The organism is Sphingomonas sp. VDB2 (assembly GCF_047946695.1).
Classification (GTDB): domain Bacteria; phylum Pseudomonadota; class Alphaproteobacteria; order Sphingomonadales; family Sphingomonadaceae; genus Sphingobium; species Sphingobium bisphenolicum.
Genome location: NZ_CP159615.1, coordinates 1,325,915 through 1,344,313 on the forward strand (window position 1 = coordinate 1,325,915; position 18,399 = coordinate 1,344,313).

General features: G+C 65.0%; 16 protein-coding genes. 4 read left to right on the forward strand and 12 right to left on the reverse strand.

Features of this window, described 5'->3' with window-relative positions:
- Window positions 1-17 precede the first annotated feature (17 nt).
- Together ABT375_RS06505 and ABT375_RS06510 are read right to left on the reverse strand one after the other, a co-directional pair.
- Window positions 18-2,033, reverse strand: coding sequence for a putative bifunctional diguanylate cyclase/phosphodiesterase (locus ABT375_RS06505; RefSeq protein ID WP_416464521.1), 2,016 nt, complete (start codon window positions 2,031-2,033; stop codon window positions 18-20).
- Window positions 2,034-2,052: 19 nt separating this feature from the next.
- A complete protein-coding gene (locus ABT375_RS06510; RefSeq protein WP_416464522.1) occupies window positions 2,053-3,009 on the reverse strand; it encodes a bifunctional helix-turn-helix transcriptional regulator/GNAT family N-acetyltransferase in 957 nt (318 codons plus the stop codon).
- 61 nt (window positions 3,010-3,070) lie between these two features.
- Between ABT375_RS06510 and ABT375_RS06515 the strand changes: the two genes are divergently transcribed.
- Window positions 3,071-3,760 (forward strand): GNAT family N-acetyltransferase, encoded by a 690-nt coding sequence (locus tag ABT375_RS06515; protein WP_416464523.1) that lies wholly within the window; start codon window positions 3,071-3,073, stop codon window positions 3,758-3,760.
- A 3-nt stretch (window positions 3,761-3,763) separates the two neighbouring features.
- Here ABT375_RS06515 and ABT375_RS06520 read toward each other — a convergent pair whose 3' ends face one another.
- The 3 genes from ABT375_RS06520 to groES all read right to left on the reverse strand — a co-directional run bounded on the left by ABT375_RS06520 (window position 3,764) and on the right by groES (window position 6,361).
- Window positions 3,764-4,132, reverse strand: a complete 369-nt coding sequence (locus ABT375_RS06520; protein ID WP_416464524.1) for an excalibur calcium-binding domain-containing protein — start codon at window positions 4,130-4,132, stop codon at window positions 3,764-3,766.
- A gap of 193 nt (window positions 4,133-4,325) precedes the next feature.
- Complete coding sequence (groL, locus tag ABT375_RS06525; RefSeq protein WP_416464525.1) at window positions 4,326-5,972, reverse strand: chaperonin GroEL; 1,647 nt, start codon at window positions 5,970-5,972, stop codon at window positions 4,326-4,328.
- Between the two features lie 101 nt (window positions 5,973-6,073).
- The gene (gene groES, locus ABT375_RS06530; protein ID WP_007704439.1) at window positions 6,074-6,361 is read right to left on the reverse strand and encodes a co-chaperone GroES; all 288 of its coding nucleotides are present in this window, start codon (window positions 6,359-6,361) and stop codon (window positions 6,074-6,076) included.
- 385 nt (window positions 6,362-6,746) lie between these two features.
- On the opposite strand from groES, the gene ABT375_RS06535 reads away from it, so the two are divergent.
- Both ABT375_RS06535 and yghU read left to right on the forward strand, forming a co-directional pair.
- Window positions 6,747-7,181, forward strand: a complete 435-nt coding sequence (locus tag ABT375_RS06535) for a universal stress protein (RefSeq protein ID WP_416464526.1) — start codon at window positions 6,747-6,749, stop codon at window positions 7,179-7,181.
- Between the two features lie 89 nt (window positions 7,182-7,270).
- Window positions 7,271-8,140, forward strand: coding sequence for a glutathione-dependent disulfide-bond oxidoreductase (gene yghU / locus ABT375_RS06540; protein WP_416464527.1), 870 nt, complete (start codon window positions 7,271-7,273; stop codon window positions 8,138-8,140).
- Between the two features lie 79 nt (window positions 8,141-8,219).
- On the opposite strand, the gene ABT375_RS06545 is transcribed toward yghU, so the two are convergent.
- Window positions 8,220-8,831: an NAD(P)-dependent oxidoreductase gene (locus ABT375_RS06545; RefSeq protein ID WP_416464528.1), complete on the reverse strand. Its 612-nt coding sequence runs from the start codon at window positions 8,829-8,831 to the stop codon at window positions 8,220-8,222.
- Window positions 8,832-8,940: 109 nt separating this feature from the next.
- On the opposite strand from ABT375_RS06545, the gene ABT375_RS06550 reads away from it, so the two are divergent.
- Window positions 8,941-9,336 carry a winged helix-turn-helix transcriptional regulator gene (locus ABT375_RS06550; RefSeq protein ID WP_416464529.1) on the forward strand — a complete coding sequence of 132 codons (396 nt, stop codon included), beginning with the start codon at window positions 8,941-8,943 and terminating at the stop codon, window positions 9,334-9,336.
- 58 nt (window positions 9,337-9,394) lie between these two features.
- Here the strand turns inward: ABT375_RS06550 and ligA are convergent, their stop codons facing one another.
- From ligA to pnp, 6 genes are all read right to left on the reverse strand, one after another.
- Window positions 9,395-11,512: an NAD-dependent DNA ligase LigA gene (gene ligA / locus ABT375_RS06555; RefSeq protein WP_416464530.1), complete on the reverse strand. Its 2,118-nt coding sequence runs from the start codon at window positions 11,510-11,512 to the stop codon at window positions 9,395-9,397.
- Between the two features lie 246 nt (window positions 11,513-11,758).
- Window positions 11,759-12,133, reverse strand: a complete 375-nt coding sequence (locus tag ABT375_RS06560) for a putative quinol monooxygenase (protein ID WP_261936593.1) — start codon at window positions 12,131-12,133, stop codon at window positions 11,759-11,761.
- 78 nt (window positions 12,134-12,211) lie between these two features.
- Window positions 12,212-13,876: a DNA repair protein RecN gene (gene recN, locus ABT375_RS06565; protein ID WP_416464531.1), complete on the reverse strand. Its 1,665-nt coding sequence runs from the start codon at window positions 13,874-13,876 to the stop codon at window positions 12,212-12,214.
- 50 nt (window positions 13,877-13,926) lie between these two features.
- Window positions 13,927-14,715 (reverse strand): outer membrane protein assembly factor BamD, encoded by a 789-nt coding sequence (locus ABT375_RS06570; protein WP_224547476.1) that lies wholly within the window; start codon window positions 14,713-14,715, stop codon window positions 13,927-13,929.
- 54 nt (window positions 14,716-14,769) lie between these two features.
- Window positions 14,770-15,789, reverse strand: a complete 1,020-nt coding sequence (locus ABT375_RS06575; protein WP_416464532.1) for a sensor histidine kinase — start codon at window positions 15,787-15,789, stop codon at window positions 14,770-14,772.
- Window positions 15,790-15,946: 157 nt separating this feature from the next.
- Entirely contained in the window at window positions 15,947-18,283 is a 2,337-nt protein-coding gene (gene pnp / locus ABT375_RS06580; RefSeq protein WP_416464533.1) for a polyribonucleotide nucleotidyltransferase, read from the reverse strand.
- Between the last annotated feature and the right edge of the window lie 116 nt (window positions 18,284-18,399).

Consider the following 18,399-nt stretch of genomic DNA (forward strand, 5'->3'; position numbering starts at 1 on the left):
GACGCAGGCCGCCCCGTTCAGGCGCGGCGGCGGCGCGGCATAGGATCGGGCCGTTCGCTGCCGTCCAGCGGGCCGGCGGCGATCAGTTCTGCGATCCGCTCGCGCGGCACCGGGCGGCTGAACAGATAGCCCTGGACATTGGTGAAGCCCGCCTCGCGCGCATGGGCCAACTGGTCGGTCGTCTCGATTCCTTCCGCCACCGTATCCATGTTGAGGTCACGCGCCAGATTGCCGATCGCGCGCACGATCGCGCGATCCTCGACATTGGCGCTGACCCCCGCCATGAAGCTCTGATCGATCTTCAGCGTGTCGAACCGGTAGGAGCGCAGATAGGAAAGCGAACTATAGCCGGTGCCGAAATCGTCGAGCGCCAGCCGCAGCCCGATCCGTTGCAATTCGCGCAGGATCGCATTGGTCTGCCCGCTATTGTCGAGGAAGATCGATTCGGTGACTTCCAGTTCCAGCCGCCGCGCCGGCAGGCCGGACTCCAGCAGCGCGGCGATGACATTGGCCGGCAGCTCGGACGATTTGAGCGAGGCCGGCGAGATGTTGATGGCGATGCGGACGTCACCGGGCCATGACACGGCAGCGGCGCAGGCTTCGCGCAGCACCCATCCGGTCATCGCCTCGATCATCCCCATACCCTCGGCGATCGGGATGAATTCGGACGGCGGGATCGGCCCAAGCACCGGATGATCCCAGCGCAGCAGCGCTTCGCAGGCGTCGATATGCCCGCCATCCAGATTGACGATCGGCTGGAACAGCAGCTTCAATTCGCCGCCGTCCAGCGCGCGGCGCAGGCCCGTCTCGATCTCGTGGACGCGGTTGAACCGCTCCTTCAGCGACCAGTTGAAACTGGCGGCGCGGTTGCGCCCTTCCCGCTTGGCTTCATACAGCGCCAGATCGGCATGCTGCATCAGTTCGTCCATGTCGCGCCCGTCCTGTGGCGCGACGGCATAGCCGATGGACGCGGTGACGGAGAGATGATTGTCGCTGAGGTCGAAACCATGGGCAAAATAGGCGATGATTTCCTGTGCCAGCGCCGCTGCGGTCACCCGGTCCATGTCCGAACAGATGATGACGAACTCGTCGCCGCCGAACCGGGCGATGCGGCCGCGATCCTGAATCACATCGTTCAGCCGCTCCGCAACGCAGCGCAGCAACTGGTCGCCGACCATATGCCCCAGCGAGTCGTTGATTTCCTTGAACCGGTCGATGTCCATCCACAGGATGGTGACGGCGTCGTTCCGCTTCTGATTGGTGTCGAATATCTCGCGCAGACGCATCTGCATCGCCATGCGATTTTCCAGACCCGTCAGACTGTCGAACTGCGCCAGTCGCTCGAACTTGTCGGCCAGCAAAGACTTGTCCCGCTTGCCGACCAGCGCCTGGACGACGATGCGGTGGATGGTGGAGCTGATTTCAGCGAGCCCGAGCACCATCATCACCATCGCCACCGACAGCACGCGATAGCCAGTCGATCCTTCCAGCCAAAGCCCGGTCGCGGTCGGCAGCAGCGTCAGGCAGACCTGACCGATCGCGATCTGGACCCGCCCCGCATTGCGGCCGGAAATGCCGCCGGCATAGCCGGTCGCCATTGATACGCTCAGCATATGCGTGACCGGGTCGGGCGATCCGATCAGGGTGACGAAGCCCATCAGGCCCAGCAGCCCGGCATAGCCCCAGGCGCCCAGCTCATAGGCCAGTTCCCAGTTGCGCGAGGCGACCGCCGTGCCGCGCACCAGTTGGCGATGGAAGAAGATGGCGGATACGACGCGCAGCGTGGCCACCAGGCACAGAACCGCGACGACAAACTGGATCGGCCCCGGGGCCGACATGCTGCTGATGACGATGCCGACGGCAACGCCCGTGACCGCCCCGATGGTGAGTGAAGTGGGCGATGCATAAAGTGATTCGACCAGGCTCCGCCGCACGTCGGCATCCTGCCCCGGTCCCCGCGCCGCGCGCCTTTCCAGAAATGTTTTCAGCACGCGCAAATGGCGGGTCTCCGGTTCCCGGCCCCCTGATCGCATTTCTTCCTTTATTTTTCGGTTAATGCAGCGACAATATCCAGCGTTCGCCCATCATTTCGTTACCGAAAAGACTGTGCGTTTCCTGCGCGGAGAGAGTGAAGCCGGCCGATTCATACAGGTGGCGGGCATGGGTAAGGACATTCTGTGTCCACAACATCATTGCTCGATAGCCGGCATTGCGGGCGAAGCCGATACACTGATCGACCAGCGCCCGACCGATCCCCAGCCCGCGTGCGGCCCGCTCGACATGCAGCAACCGCAACTGCCCGACATCGTCGCCCGCGTCGGCCAGCAGCACCGCGCCCAGCATCGCGCCGTCGCGCTGGGCGATCCAGGCCTGCTCCCGACCCGGCTTGAAATCGCGCAGGAAGGCGGTGGTGATCTCCCCCTGCATCACCTCCATCGCCCGGCCCCAGCCATATTCCGTTTCGTATAACCGGGCCTGGCGCGACGCGACCAGCGCCAGGTCGCCGATGCGAAAGGGACGGATCGACCAATCCCTTTCGCTGTGTATCGGATCGCCCAGCAGCGCGCGGACCTGACCCAATGCCGCGACCAGATCATCCTGCTGCCCCTGGTCCAACCCGGCGACCCGCGCGGCGGTGTCGGCGCGGGTGCGCGCGTCGATCACGGCAAAGGCGGCGCGCCCCTCCGGGGTCAGGGCGATCGGCCGCTGCCGCGCATCGATGCCGCGGCCGCGCGCTATCCATCCGCGCTTTTCGAAGCCGGCAATGATGCGACTGGCATGGCCCGCATCCAGCCCCATATGCTCACGCAGGCTGCTGGCCAGTACGCCGGCTTCCGCCTGCGCAATCTCATAAAGCAGCCGCGCCGCCGTGACGCCCATGCCGCTGTCCATGTAGCTGGGCTGCAACACGCCCGCGAACCGGGTGTGGAAGCGGTTGAAGGCGCGCACCGCCGCCACGGTTTCCGGCGCGGGCAAGGACGTATCGGCGGGCGGATGTTCATCGGTCATTGCAGGTCAGGCTAAGCCATGATAGTTGCTGTCGTCAACTAATAATCGGAAGTCTCTGTTGGTGTCCGACTCCCTGTCTCATCCGCTTGATCGCCCCGTCTGGCACAGCCTGTCGGGCGGCTGGTCCGCGTTGGCGCAGGGCGACGCCCATGCGCGCCGGATCGATCCGCTTTACGGGCCGTTCGGCGCGGCGGCGGATGACAGCGCTGCCAGTCGGGCGGCGCTCGCGGCGCTGGTGCCTGAGGCCGGCGAACTCTGGCTCGTCGGTCCGGATGCGATGATTCCGCCGCCCGGCGTCACTGTCATGCGCACAGCGATGCTGGCGCAGATGGTCGCGCCGTCGATCACGCCCGCCGCCTCCGCTAAGCCTGCATGGGCGACGCTGGACGAAAGCGACGCGGAAGAGATGCGCGCCCTCGCCCTGCTCACCCGGCCGGGGCCGTTCGCGCCCCGCACCCACCGGCTGGGCCGCTTCATCGGCGTGCGGGAGCATGGCCAGTTGATCGCGATGGCGGGCGAGCGGATGGCGCTGCCGGGCTTCACCGAAGTCAGCGGGGTCTGCACCCATCCCGACTGGCGCGGCCGCGGGCTGGCCGGCGCGCTGATGCGGATCGTCGCGCAGGCGATACTGGACCGGGGTGAAACCCCCTTCCTCCACGCCTATGCCGCCCACGACCGCACGATCGCGCTCTACCGCATGCTGGGGTTCGAAGTGCGGGCGGAACTGCCGATGATGGTGGTGACGCGATAAAGGCTAGTGGCGGATCGGCTCGCAAGCGATGCCGTCCTTGTCGCCGTCCATATGCGCGCCATAGCCCGGTTGTCCGCGATAGAGCGGAGCCGCGCCCGCGGCCCGCGCTTCGTTGCAGCCCCGATAGGACCATGTCGGGGCGGATGACGCCACCTTCTGCCCCTCGAAGCGCTGGACTGTTGGCGCAGGTTTAGCGACGGCCCCGCCGGATGGCTGCTGGGCATCCAGTTCCGCCGCGCTCATCGGCTGCTCGCGCTGGACCGGGACGGTCGTCATGACCATGGTCGCGGTCGCCTCGCTTTGCTCGGCTCTCGGCGCATCGGCCGGCCGCGTCAGATAGCCGATCGTGCCCCCGGCTAGGCACAGGGCCATCACGCCGCCTGCATATTGCACTATATTCATGACTTGCGATTAGCAGAAATCGGTAAATGGCCGGTTTCGGCGCCCCAAAAGAAAAGGGCCGGTGGATCGCTCCACCAGCCCCTTCTTTTGCGTCGGGAAGGCAGGAAACTTCGTTCCCGCGATCGAACCGCAGGCGAGGCAAGCCCCGCCCGCGACGATCGCTTTAGAAGTCCATGCCGCCCATGCCGCCCATGCCGCCGCCGGGCATGCCCATCGGCGCCTTGTCGTCGGCGGGGAGCTCGGACACGGCGGCTTCCGTCGTGATGAGCAGGCCGGCGACCGAGGCAGCGTTCTGCAGCGCGGTGCGGACGACCTTGGTCGGGTCGATCACGCCGGCGGCAACCAGGTTCTCATACACGTCGGTCGACGCATTGAAGCCGAACGAGGTGTCGTCCTGGTCGAGCAGCTTGCCCGACACGACGGCGCCGTCATGGCCCGCATTGCTGGCGATCTGGCGCACCAGAGCGGTCAGCGACTTGCGAACGATGTCGATGCCGCGGGTCTGGTCGTCATTGACGCCGGTCAGGCCATTGAGCGCCTTGGTCGCGTACAGCAGGGCTGTACCGCCACCGGGGACGATGCCTTCTTCGACCGCCGCGCGGGTTGCGTGGAGAGCGTCGTCGACGCGATCCTTGCGCTCCTTGACTTCGACTTCCGTCGCGCCGCCAACCTTGATGACGGCCACGCCGCCAGCCAGCTTGGCCAGACGCTCTTGCAGCTTTTCACGGTCATAGTCCGAGCTGGTGTGCTCGATCTGCTGACGGATCTGCTCGGTGCGGCCCTTGATCGAGTCATGGTCGCCAGCGCCATCGACGATGACGGTGTTGTCCTTGTCGATGGTGACGCGCTTGGCGGTGCCGAGCATGCCCAGCGTGACCGACTCGAGCTTGATGCCCAGGTCTTCCGAGATCACTTCGCCCTTGGTCAGGACGGCGATGTCTTCCAGCATCGCCTTGCGACGATCGCCGAAGCCAGGCGCCTTGACCGCAGCAACCTTCAGGCCGCCACGCAGCTTGTTGACGACCAGGGTCGCCAGCGCTTCGCCTTCAATGTCTTCCGCGATGATCAGCAGCGGACGGCCCGACTGCACGACGGCTTCCAGGATCGGAAGGATCGACTGCAGGTTCGACAGCTTCTTTTCGTGGATCAGGATGTACGGATCAGCCAGCTCGACAGCCATCTTTTCCGGGTTGGTGATGAAGTAGGGCGACAGGTAGCCGCGGTCGAACTGCATGCCTTCCACGACGTCCAGTTCGAAGTCGAGACCCTTGGCCTCTTCCACGGTGATGACGCCTTCCTTGCCGACCTTTTCCATGGCTTCGGCGATCTTTTCGCCGACTTCACGGTCACCATTGGCGGAGATGATGCCGACCTGGGCCACTTCGGCCGAACCCGAAACCGGCTTCGAACGCGCCTTGATGTCCTCGACGACCTTGATGACGGCGAGGTCGATGCCGCGCTTCAGGTCCATCGGGTTCATGCCGGCGGCAACCGACTTCATGCCTTCGCGCACGATGGCCTGGGCCAGGACGGTCGCGGTGGTGGTGCCGTCACCGGCGATGTCGTTGGTCTTCGAAGCGACTTCGCGGACCATCTGGGCGCCCATATTCTCGAACTTGTCCTTCAGTTCGATTTCCTTGGCGACGCTGACGCCGTCCTTGGTGATGCGGGGCGCACCGAAGCTCTTGTCGATGACGACGTTGCGGCCCTTCGGCCCCAGGGTCACCTTGACCGCGTCGGCCAGGATGTCGACGCCGCGCAGGATGCGCTCACGAGCGTCACGCGAAAACTTTACGTCCTTCGCTGCCATGATCTTTCACCTTCTTTGAGAATTGCAAAATTTGCGAAGTTCACACCGTTACAGGGCATGAATTTCCGCCGAAAAATGGAATGACCGTCCGGTTCGCCGCTTTACGCGACGACGCCCAGAATGTCCGATTCCTTCATGATCAGCAGGTCTTCACCGTCGACCTTGACTTCGGTGCCCGACCATTTGCCGAACAGCACGCGATCGCCGGCCTTGACGTCCAGCGGGGTCACCTTGCCGTCTTCGGCCTTGCTGCCGGTGCCGACGGAGACGATTTCGCCTTCCTGCGGCTTTTCCTTGGCGGTGTCGGGGATGATGATGCCGCCGGCGGTCTTCGCTTCCGCTTCGATGCGGCGGACGAGAACACGGTCGTGCAACGGACGAAATGCCATGTTGATTGCCTTTCCCTAGCTTTGGGGAGGGGGCGGCGCACAGGATCGGAGGACGATCTCCCCCGCAAAAGCCCTGTCCGCTTGTCCGTCTCCCGATGAACTTGTCGTTGTTAGCACTCGTTGAACAAGAGTGCTAGCGGCATGCATATGGAAAAGTCGTTCCGCTGGTCAAGGGTGGCGGCGCGAAAATTTTCCGACGCCCCGGCCGAGCCAACGGCGCGTTGCCGCAGATAGGCCGCGCCCGATCGACCGTCATCCCCGACGCGACGGATTGCGCGGATATTGCGGCTGTTCCTTCTTCATGTCGTTTCGGGAATCTTTGATGACAGGCGCATCGTCCGCGCGCGTCGCCGGTTGAAGGCAGCATAAGCCAAAGGAGACGAGGATGCCCTACACCACGATCATCGCTGCTGTCGATGTCAACGAGCCGGACCTGGCCCGCGCCGCCATCGCCGGAGCGGCGGAGGTTGCGGGCACGGACGGCGCCGTCCACATCCTGTACGTCCGCTATTATCTGCCGACCCGCTATTCCGAATTGCTGGCGAGCGATTTCGACGAGCGGGAGGAGGCGGACGCGCTGTCCGACATGCAGGCATGGGCGGCGCAGGCCGGACTGGACTCCACCCGCACGCAGATATTCACCCGCCGCGGCCGGGTGCGGGACGAGGTCATCATCGAAGCGGAACAGCGCAAGGCGGACCTGATCGTGCTGGCGTCGCACCAGCCGTCCCTCTCCTCCCGCCTGCTCGGCTCCAATGCGTCGGCCATCGTCCATCAATCGCCAATCAGCGTGCTGGTGGTCAGGACCGATGCGAAATAATCATCGATCGATGAGCGGGCATCGGTTGCGGGCCATGGGAGCGCTTCCTACCTGCCGGTCATATTCTGGCAGCATCGGAGCCGCACCCTATGACCGACACATATACCCCGCCCAAAGTCTGGACCTGGGACAAGGAAAATGGCGGCCCCTTCGCGTCCATCAACCGCCCGATCGCGGGCGCGACGCACGACAAGGCGCTGCCAGTAGGGAGGCATCCGCTTCAGCTCTATTCGCTCGCCACCCCCAATGGGCAGAAAGTGACGATCCTGCTGGAAGAACTGCTGGAAGCGGGCGTCACCCAAGCGGAATATGACGCCTGGCTGATCCGCATCGGCGATGGCGACCAGTTCGGCAGCGACTTCGTCGCGATCAACCCCAATAGCAAGATCCCGGCGTTGCTCGACCATAGCGTGTCGCCGCCGCAGCGGGTGTTCGAATCCGGGTCGATCCTTCTCTATCTGGCCGAGAAATTCGGCAAGTTCCTGCCGGTCGATCCGGCCGGGCGCACCGAGGCGCTCAACTGGCTGTTCTGGCAGATGGGCGCTGGCCCGCTGCTGGGCGGGGGCTTCGGCCATTTCTTCGCCTATGCGCCGGAAAAGTTCGAATATGCGATCAACCGCTACACGATGGAGGTGAAGCGGCAGCTCGATGTGCTCGACCGGCAACTGGCGGACAATGACTATATCGCTGGCGCCGACTATAGCATCGCCGACATCGCCATCTGGCCCTGGTATGGCGGGCTGGTGCTTGGCCGCGCCTATGACGCGGCGGAGTTTCTGGACGCGGCCAGCTACAAGAATGTCGTGCGCTGGGCGCGGCAGATCGACGCCCGCCCGGCGGTGAAGCGCGGCCGCATGGTCAACAAGGCGAACGGGCCGCTGGAGGAACAGCTCCACGAACGCCATGATGCGGGCGATTTCGACACGAAGACCCAGGACAAGCTGGAAGGGGCGGCTTAAGCGCCGCTACAATAATCCGTTCGCTTCGAGCGTGTCGAGAAGCCTTTCTCGACTTCGCTCGAAACGAACGGCGCTTTATTTAATAGCCTACGGTAAATCGCCCGCGGCTATGCTGCGGCGTTTCGATTTCATCCACCAGCGCGATGGCATAGTCGGCGTAGGATATGCTGCTATTGCCTTCGCCATCGACCAGCAGTTGGTCCTTGCCAATGCGGAAGCTGCCCTTGCGATCGCCCACGAAGAAATAGGCCGACGGCGACAGGAAGGTCCAGTTGATGTCATCGACCCCGCGCAGATAGTCGAGAAACACCGCGCCCTTGCCCGCTTCGACCTTGGCGACTTCGGGGAAGTCCGGCGTGGTGATCAGCGGCACCCCCGGCGCGACCTCCAGGCTGCCCGCGCCGCCGACCACCAGGTAACGCGGCACGCCGGAATCGCGCACCACGCCGACCAGCGATTCAGGATCGGTATCGGAAAACATCACGGCGCTTACGACCACGTCATGGCCGCGGATAGCCTCGACCAGCGCCGCAGGATCGTTGACGTCGCCCTGCACCGCCGTCACCTGCGCGTCCTCGATGGCCTTTTCAGGATGCCGCGATATCGCCGTCACCCGATGCCCGCGTCGCGCCAGTTCGGCGCTGATTTCCGTGCCCGCTCGGCCCGTGCCGCCGATGATCGCTACCTTCATATTCTCGTCTCCATAGGTGGTTACCGATGGAAACCAGATAGCGATTGCGATATCATCCCCGCAAGAAGGCACCTCACCTTCACCTGGTTACGCCAAGGATACCGCCCGCATGTCCCCTCCCCAGCCGCTGCGCACCGGCGACGCCTATAATCCCGATTGTCCGACCCGCCACATTCTCGACCGGATCGGCGACAAATGGGCGGTGCTGGTGCTGCTGACATTGAAGGATGGGCCGGTGCGCTTCAACGATTTGCGCCGACGGATCGGCGCCATCTCGCAAAAGATGCTCTCGCAGACGTTGAAGAGCCTGGAGCGCGACGGGCTGGTCAGCCGCGCCGCCTTCCCCACCGTGCCGGTAACGGTGGAATATCGGCTGACCCCGCTGGCGGGCGGGCTGATCGGCATATTGGATCAGGTCACCCAATGGGCCGAAGCCCATGTCGGCGCCATCATGGCGTCGCGGCGCGCCCATGACGGGGCGCTGGCCGATGCGATGGCGGCCTAGCTTTTTGGATTGACGCGATTTCCTAACCATCAAACGAGGCCGTTTGATGGGAAATCGCTTAACCGGCCGCCTGCACGATCTCCGCCCACTCGGCCTCGCTAATCACCGCGACTCCCAGCGCGGCCGCCTGCTTGAGCTTCGATCCCGCCCCCGGCCCCGCCACCACCAGATCGGTCTTGGCGCTGACCGATCCGGCGGCTTTCGCGCCCAACCGCTCCGCCTGCGCCTTGGCCTCGTCGCGGCTCATGGTTTCCAGCTTGCCGGTGAAGACGACCGTCTTGCCGGTCACCGCGCTGGCGGTGGTTTCCACGACATAGTCGGGCGGCGATACTGCGCGCAGCAGATCGTCCCAAGCCTCCACATTATGCGGTTCGTGGAAGAAATCGGCGATCGCATGGCCCACCGCCGCGCCGACATTCTCCACGCCGATATGTTCGGCGATCGCCTTGTCTCGCTTGGCCTGCGTTTCGGCCGGGTCCGCCGCATCGCGCAACGCGATGATCTCTTCCGCCAGCGCCCGGACGCCCGGCAGCGTCGTATAGCGTTTGAGCAGGTCGCGCGCCGTCACCGCGCCGACATGACGGATGCCCAGGCCAAAGAGCAGGCGCGCGGCGTCTGGCTGACGCTTCGCCTCGATCGCGGCGAGCAGATTGTCGACCGACTTTTCCTTCCACCCTTCCCGGCGGAGCAGGTCGGGCCGACGCTTTTTGAGCCGGAAGATGTCGGCCGGTTCGGCGATCCAGCCGAGGTCGAGAAACTCCTGGATGGACTTCTCTCCCAACCCCTCAATGTCCAGCGCTCCGCGGCTGACGAAATGACGCAGCCGTTCGAAGCGCTGGGCGGGGCAAATGAGGCCGCCGGTGCAGCGATAATCGACCTCTTCCTCCTCCCGCACGGCTTCGGACCCGCAGACGGGGCAATGGTTCGGGAAGGGAAAGGGATCGCGCGCCTCTTCACGCGACAGATTCTCGACCACCTGCGGGATGACGTCGCCCGCGCGCTGCACCACGATGCGGTCACCGGGGCGGACGCCGAGGCGGGCGATCTCATCTGCATTGTGGAGCGTCACGTTGGACACGACCACGCCGCCCACGGTGACGGGGGTCAGGCGGCCGACCGGGGTCAGCTTGCCGGTGCGCCCGACCTGGATGTCGATCGCCTCCAGCGTCGTCTGCGCGCGTTCGGCGGGGAATTTATGGGCGATGGCCCAGCGCGGCGCCTTGGCCACGAAACCCAGCCGCTGTTGCCAGTCGAGCCGGTCGACTTTGTACACCACGCCATCGATGTCGAAGGGCAGTTCCGCGCGCGCCGCCTCTATCCCGCGATAATGCACAATCAGCGCGTCCAGGCTGTCGACGCAGGCCAGCATGTCCGACACCGGCAGGCCCCATCCCGCGATCGCCTGCATCACGCCCAGTTGCGTGTCGGCGGGCACGGCGCTGTGAGCGCCCCAGCCATGGGCGAGGAAACGCAGCGGGCGGCTGGCGGTGACGGTCGCGTCCTTCTGGCGCAGCGATCCGGCAGCGGCGTTGCGCGGATTGGCGAATTGCCGCGCCTTTTCGGGGTCGTCGGCTTCGGCCAGCAGGCGCTGGTTGAGGGCCACGAAATCGTCCTTGGCCATATAGACTTCGCCGCGCACCTCGAACAGGTCGGGTATGTTCGGGCCGGTCAGCGTTTGCGGGATGTCGGCGATCGTGCGGACGTTGGCGGTCACGTCCTCCCCGGTCGTGCCGTCGCCACGGGTCGCGGCCAGCTTGAGTTCGCCCTGTTCATAACGTAGCGAGCAGGACAGGCCGTCGATCTTCGGCTCCGCGGTCAGCGCCAGCGGCGCGTCGTCCGGCAGCGCCAGGAAGCGACGGACGCGGGCCAGGAACTCGCCGATATCCTCGTCGGAAAAGCCATTGTCGAGGCTCATCATACGGACGGCGTGCGGCACCTTCTTGAGCGCCGACGTCGCCGTGGCTCCGACCTGCGCATTGGGCGAATCGGCTCGGATCAGTTGCGGAAAGGCCGCCTCCAGCGCGTTGTTCTCGCGGATCAGCGCGTCATAGTCGGCATCGCTGATCTCCGGCGCGTCCTGGTCGTGATAGAGGCGGTTATGCTTCGCCACTTCGCGTGCCAGGCGCATCAGGCGGTTGGCGGCTTCGGCTTCGGTGAGGGTTGTGGGGTCGGTCATGGGGCCGTCTTAGCGAACCGCTCCCCGACCAGAAAGGCCGCTATTGATCGCTCGACCGCGGAAGTTCGATTTTCACGGCGTGCATCTGGATCGGCGTGAGAAGAAGGAAAGCGGTCGCTAACAGGCCAAGCCCCGCCCAGACATATCGTTTCTTCCGAAAGTCATCGATGCTGCGGATCAAACAAAAGAGGGCAACCAGTTGAAAGGTCGCCATAAGCCACTGGACTTGCTGGATGTGCATCGCGCTCAAACCCCCGCCACTGGCACCGTCTCGAACCGCTGGCCGAAACCCGCGATGATTGGCCGCGCCTTGGCGATGGCGGCCTGGACCGCGGGCAGCTTGAGCGAGGCGGCGTGGTTTTCGCGGCTGTCCCAGACTTCGGTGATCCAGATGGCGTCCGGATTCTCGCTGTCCAGCGCGATGATATAGGACAGGCAACCGGGCATCGCGCCGGTCGCGTCCCGCAGATAGCCGACCAGTTCGTCGCGCTTGCCCGGCTGGCTCAGCATCTGGCCGATCAGGCCGTATCGGGGCTTGGCCTCCTGCGCGGCGGCGGGGATGGCGCTGGCGGCGATGGCGGCAGCGCCGAGGCCCAACATGTCTCTGCGGTTATGGGTCATGCTATTTACAGTCTCCATTCGGTTCGAGGGTGGTGTCAAGCCTCCACAAACCGTAGCCCCTAGGCGGGAACACAAGGGTCAAACCCGCTCCAGCAACCGTTCCGCCTGCGCGCGTGCCTCCGCCGTGATTTCCGCGCCCGACAGCATCCGCGCGATTTCCTCGCGGCGTTCCGCATCGTCCAGCGCATGAACGCCGGTGCGCGTGACGGTGCCGTCACTGGACTTGGCGATCAGCAGATGGCCCGCGCCCCGCGCCGCGACCTGCGGGCTGTGGGTGACGACGAGGATCTGGTTGCTCTGCGCCAGCCGCGACAGCCGCTCACCGATCGCGTCAGCCACGGCCCCACCCACGCCCCGGTCGATCTCGTCGAAGATCAGCGTGTCCGCCCCGCCTCGTTCGGCCAGCGCGACCTTCAGCGCCAGGATGAAGCGCGACAATTCGCCGCCCGATGCGATCTTCGTCAGCGGCGCGAACGGCGCGCCGGGGTTGGTCGAAATTTCGAACTCGACCCGGTCCATCCCCTGCGGACTCCACTGACCCTCGTCCAGTTGCGCAACCACGGTGCGGAACCGGGCGGCGTCCAGTTTCAGCGGTGCAAGTTCGGCAGCGACCGCCGCATCCAGACGCCCGGCGGCCATCTGCCGCTCGCCCGACAGCGCCTGCGCTGCGGCGCGATAGGCGGCGGCCTTCCCCGCTACATCCTTTTCCAGCGCCGCGATATGCGCCTCGCCGCCCTCGATCGCGGCCAGCTTCGCGTCCATCTCGTCGCGCAGCGCGGCCAGATCGTCGGGCTGCACCTGATGCTTGCGCGCCAGACCGCGCAGGTCGAACAGACGGGTTTCGATCATGTCGAGGCGCGCGGGATCGAAGCTCAGCGCCTCGACCGCTTCGGCCAGCCGATCCTCCGCCTCGCCCGCCTCCACGACGGCGCGGTCCAGCGCTTCGAGCACGGCCGCCAGCAGCGGCTCTTCCGACGCGATCCGATCCAGCCGACGCGCCGCCTGTCGCAATTGGGCCAGCCCGCCATCCGATCCGGTCAGGCAATCGCCGACGGCGGACAGGTCGTCGGTCAGGCGCGCGCCCTTCTGCATGGTCGCGCGTTCTTCCGCCAGCGTCGCCTCCTCACCCGGTTCGGGCGCGAACTTACGCAATTCCTCGACCGCATGGGCGAGGTAATCACGGTCGCGCGCGGCATTGTCCACAGCCGCATGCGCCTCCGCCAGCGCCTTGGCCGCGGTGCGCCAGCCGGCATGGGCAGACGTCACCGCTCCGGCCTCGCAGCGGCCATAGCTGTCGAGCAGCGCGCGATGGCCCCGCGGATTAAGCAGGCCGCGATCGTCATGCTGGCCGTGGATCTCGACCAGCGATCCGCCCAGGTCGCGCAGCAGCGCGGCCGAACAGGGCTGATCGTTGACGAAGGCGCGACTACCGCCATCGGCCTTCACCAAGCGGCGGATCAGCAGCGGCTCGCCCGGTTCAATCTCTATGCCATTGTCCGCGAGCAGCAGCGCAACGCGGGTGGCGGCGGCCGGCGGTTCGAAGGTGGCGACGACACTCGCCTGCGCCTCGCCATTGCGCACCAGACCGCTGTCGGCGCGCGCGCCCAGCGCCAGGCCGAGCGAATCCAGCAGGATCGACTTGCCCGCCCCCGTTTCGCCGGTCAGCACCGAAAGGCCCGCGCCGAACTCCAGGTCCAGCGCCTCGATCAGCACGACATTGCGGATGGCGAGCGAGATCAGCATGGCGCGCTTCTACCCATCACCGCACAAAAGGGGAACAGGCAAAAAGGCCGTCAGGCCTTGACGCCATGTTCCTGCATCAGCTTGTAGCTGCGTTCATACCATTTGGTGCCGGGATAGTTGCGACCCAGCACGGCGGCGGCCTTCTGCGCTTCGGCGGGGATGCCGAGCGAGAGATAGGATTCGACCAGCCGCTCCAGCGCTTCGGGCGTGTGCGTCGTGGTCTGATATTTGTCGACCACCGATCGGAAGCGCAGCGTGGCGGCGAGCCACTGGCCGCGCCGCTGGTAGAAACGGCCGACCTCCATTTCCTTGCCGGCCAGATGATCGTTGACCAGATCGACCTTCAAGCGAGCGTCGGCGGCGTAGCGGGTGTCGGGATAGCGGCGGATAAGTTCGCCCAGTGAATCCAGCGCCTGCTGCGTGATCTTCTGGTCGCGGGTGACGTCGGCAATCTGCTCATAATAGCAGAGCGCGATCAGATAATAGGCGTAGGGCGCGTCCTTGTTGCCGGTATGGATCGACAGGAAACGCTGTGCGGCCGAGATGGATTCGGCATAGTCGGTGTTCATATAATAGCTGAAGGCGGACATGAGCTGCGCGCGGCGCGCCCAGGGCGAATAGGGATGCTGGCGTTCCACCTCGTCGAACAAGGCGGCGGCGAGCTTGTACTGGCCGCGGTCCAGCCGGTCCTTGCCGCTATTATACAGGGTCGACACGTCACGCGCGACATATTGGGTGTCGGCCTTGTTCTTCGACGTGGAGCAGCCGGTAAGGACAGGCGAGGCGATCAGGACCAGGGCGGTGGCCGCGCCAATGCGCGTCATGGTTTTCGTCAGCATGGGCGGGTCATAGCCGAGGGACACGCCGCCGCCAAGCGGCAGAATGCGCGTCGGTCAACAGGCCGCACTGACGGGCAGGTCGAGCCTGGCGACGGCCCCGCCCTGCGGCGCCGATGTCAGCGCGAAATGCCCGCCCAACTGGGCCGCCAACGCATGGGCAATACGCAGGCCCAGGGATTCGCCGCGCTCCAACTGGAAGTCGGGCGCAACGCCCTGCCCGTCGTCGGCGATCTGCAGGGTCAGGGCGCCGTCCACCATCTCGAGCGTCACGCAGATCGCGCCGCCACGATCGGGCAGGCCATGCTCCATCGCATTGCTGACCGATTCCGCCACCACCAGCGCCAAAGGCACGGTGATGTTGGGGTCGAGCCGCAGTCCGTCCGGCGCGGTCACCACCACGCCAATGTCGGTCCGTCCGCTGGCCTCCACTATGTCGGTGGTCAGGGTGGTCAGAAAAATGCGCATATCCTGACCCGCACCAGACGGATCGTAGAGCGCGCGGCTGATGCGACCGACCAGCGACAGCCGGGCGGAGGCGTCGTCCAGCGCCTGCCGCGCGACTTCATGATCGACATGCCGGCGCTGGAGCGAGAGCATCGCCGCGACCACCTGCAGATTGTTGGAGACGCGATGCTGGAGTTCGTGAAACAGCAATTCGCGATTTTCCGCGAGGGCGCGGCTGCGCTCCCGCTCCACCGCGAGATTGAAATTGGCCCGCTGCATGAAGTGGATCAGGGCGATGTCGACCGCGACCACCCCGGTGTAGAAGAGCATCGCGACGGCGACCGCCGGATTGAGCGTCAACGCGCCATAGGGCGGGATGAAGACATACCAGGAGATGGCGCCGCATATGATACCCGCGAAGAGGCCGGGCCGCACGCCGAACAGGAAGGACGACAGGATGACCGCTGGGAAGAAGGTGACGAAGGGATAGCCGACCGGCAGCAACGGCTCCGCCGCGATCCGCAACAGCAGGGCAGCGGCGCAGAAACAGCTCGTCAGGATATAGGCATAGACCGGCCGGTCGAGAACGAGCGGCAGGCGTTCGACGAACCGCTCATTGCTCCGCTGCATGATGAACCCCCATTATCCGTCGTTACAGTAGCAGAACTTCCGCGCCTTGCCTTGATCGAAATCAGTCTGCGGCCGTCGGACGCAAAAACGGGGCGCCCGGCGGACCGGACACCCCGTCTTGTCTGTGGGAAGGCCGATCCGACGATCGGCGCGCCCCTTAGTCCTGGGTCAGGAAGTCGGGCAGACCGCCCGGCGCCGGGCCGTCATCATTGCCACCTTCGCTGCGTTCACGACGGGGACCACGGTCACCGCCATCGCGGCGCGGGCCACGACCGCGATCGCCACGGCCTTCGCCGCCTTCGCGACGCGGGCCACGATCACCACCGCCATCACGGCGCGGACCACGATCGCCACGGGGCTCGCGCGGTTCGCGGGCAGGACGGGTGTCTTCCAGTTCTGCGCCGGTTTCCTGATCGACGACGCGCATCGACAGGCGAACCTTGCCGCGCGGGTCGATTTCGAGAACCTTGACCTTCACATCTTGACCTTCCGACACGACGTCGGTCGGCTTTTCGACGCGCTCATTCTTCATTTCGGAGACGTGGACGAGACCGTCCTTGCCACCCATGAAGTTCACGAAGGCGCCGAAGTCGACGATGTTGACGACCTTGCCGTCATAGATCTTGCCGACTTCCGCTTCCTGGGTGATGCCGAGGATCCACTTGCGGGCCGCTTCGATCTGCGCCGGATCGGACGAGCTGATCTTGATCAGACCTTCGTCGTCGATGTCCACCTTCGCGCCGGTTTCGGCGACGATTTCGCGGATGACCTTCCCACCGGTGCCGATGACTTCGCGGATCTTCGACTTGTCGATCTGCAAGGTTTCGATGCGCGGGGCATGGGCGGACAGCTCGGTGCGGGTCGAGGACAGCGCCTTGCTCATTTCGCCAAGGATATGCGCGCGGCCTTCCTTCGCCTGGGTGAGCGCGGCTTCGAAGATTTCGCGCGTGATGCCCGCAATCTTGATGTCCATCTGCATCGTGGTGATGCCGACTTCGGTGCCGGCGACCTTGAAGTCCATGTCGCCGAGGTGATCTTCGTCACCCAGGATATCGGACAGGACGGCGAAGTCCTTGCCTTCCAGGATCAGGCCCATGGCGATGCCGGACACGGGGCGCTTCAACGGCACACCGGCGTCCATCATCGAGAGCGAACCACCGCAGACGGTCGCCATCGAGGAGGAACCGTTCGACTCGGTGATGTCCGAGAGAACGCGGATCGTGTAGGGGAACTCATCCTTGCTCGGCAGCACGGGGTGCAGCGCACGCCATGCCAGCTTGCCATGACCCACTTCACGACGACCCGGCGCGCCGAAGCGGCCGACTTCACCGACCGAATAGGGCGGGAAGTTATAGTGCAGCATGAAGTTTTCATAATGCAGGCCGGTCAGGCCGTCGATCATCTGCTCGGCGTCCTTGGTGCCCAGCGTGGTGGTGCAGATGGACTGCGTTTCACCACGCGTGAACAGGGCCGAACCATGGGTCCGGGGCAGGAAGCCGACCATCGCTTCGATCGGACGGATCTGCGTGGTGGTGCGGCCGTCGATGCGCTTGCCGTCCTTCAGGATGGCGCCGCGCACGATTTCCGCTTCCAGCTTCTTGGTCAGCTTGATGCCGGCCATCACGGTCTGGGCGTCCAGGCCTTCGGCGGTGAAGCTGGCCTTTGCCTTGGCGCGGGCTTCGTTCAGCGCGTTCGAGCGCGCCGACTTGTCGGTCAGCTTGTAGGCGGCGGTGATGTCCTTGCCGATCAGCTTCTTCAGCTTCTTCTTCAGGTCATCGAGATTGTCGCCCTTGGCGATGTCCCAGGGATCCTTGGCAGCCTTCTCGGCCAGGTCGATGATCGCGTTGGCGATCTTCTTGCTGGCTTCATGGGCGAACAGGACCGCGCCGAGCATGACCTCTTCCGACAGTTCCTTGGCTTCGGATTCGACCATCATCACGGCGTTGCCGGTGGCGGCGACGACCAGGTCGAGCTCGCCGGTCTTCACTTCTTCAAGGCTCGGGTTGAGCTGATATTCGCCGTCCTTGTAACCGACGCGCGCGGCGCCGATCGGACCCATGAAGGGCACGCCCGACAGGGTCAGCGCAGCCGACGCGGCGATCATCGCCACGATATCGGGTTCGCTTTCGCCGTCGAACGACAGAACCTGCGCGATCACGTTGATTTCGTTATAGAAACCCTCGGGGAAGAGCGGGCGGATCGGGCGGTCGATCAGGCGGGAAACCAGCGTTTCCTTTTCCGTCGCGCCGCGCTCACGCTTGAAGAAGCCACCGGGGATACGGCCGGCGGCGGAATATTTTTCCTGATAGTGAACGGTCAGCGGGAAAAAGTCCTGCCCTTCCTTCACGCTCTTGGCGGCGGTCACGGCGCACAGCACCACGGTTTCGCCATAGGTGGCCAGCACGGCGGCGTCAGCCTGGCGCGCGATACGGCCGGTTTCGAGGGTCAGCGTCTTGCCGGCCAGCTCGATGGATACTTTCTTGACGTCGAACATAGATTTTTTCCTTCGCCCGCGTCGGCCCTATTGCCGGGCGGGGCCTTTGGTGGAGCCGGTGCGGCTCCATGAATGGAGAGCGTTACACTCTCCTCCGTTCGCCCTGAGCCTGTCGA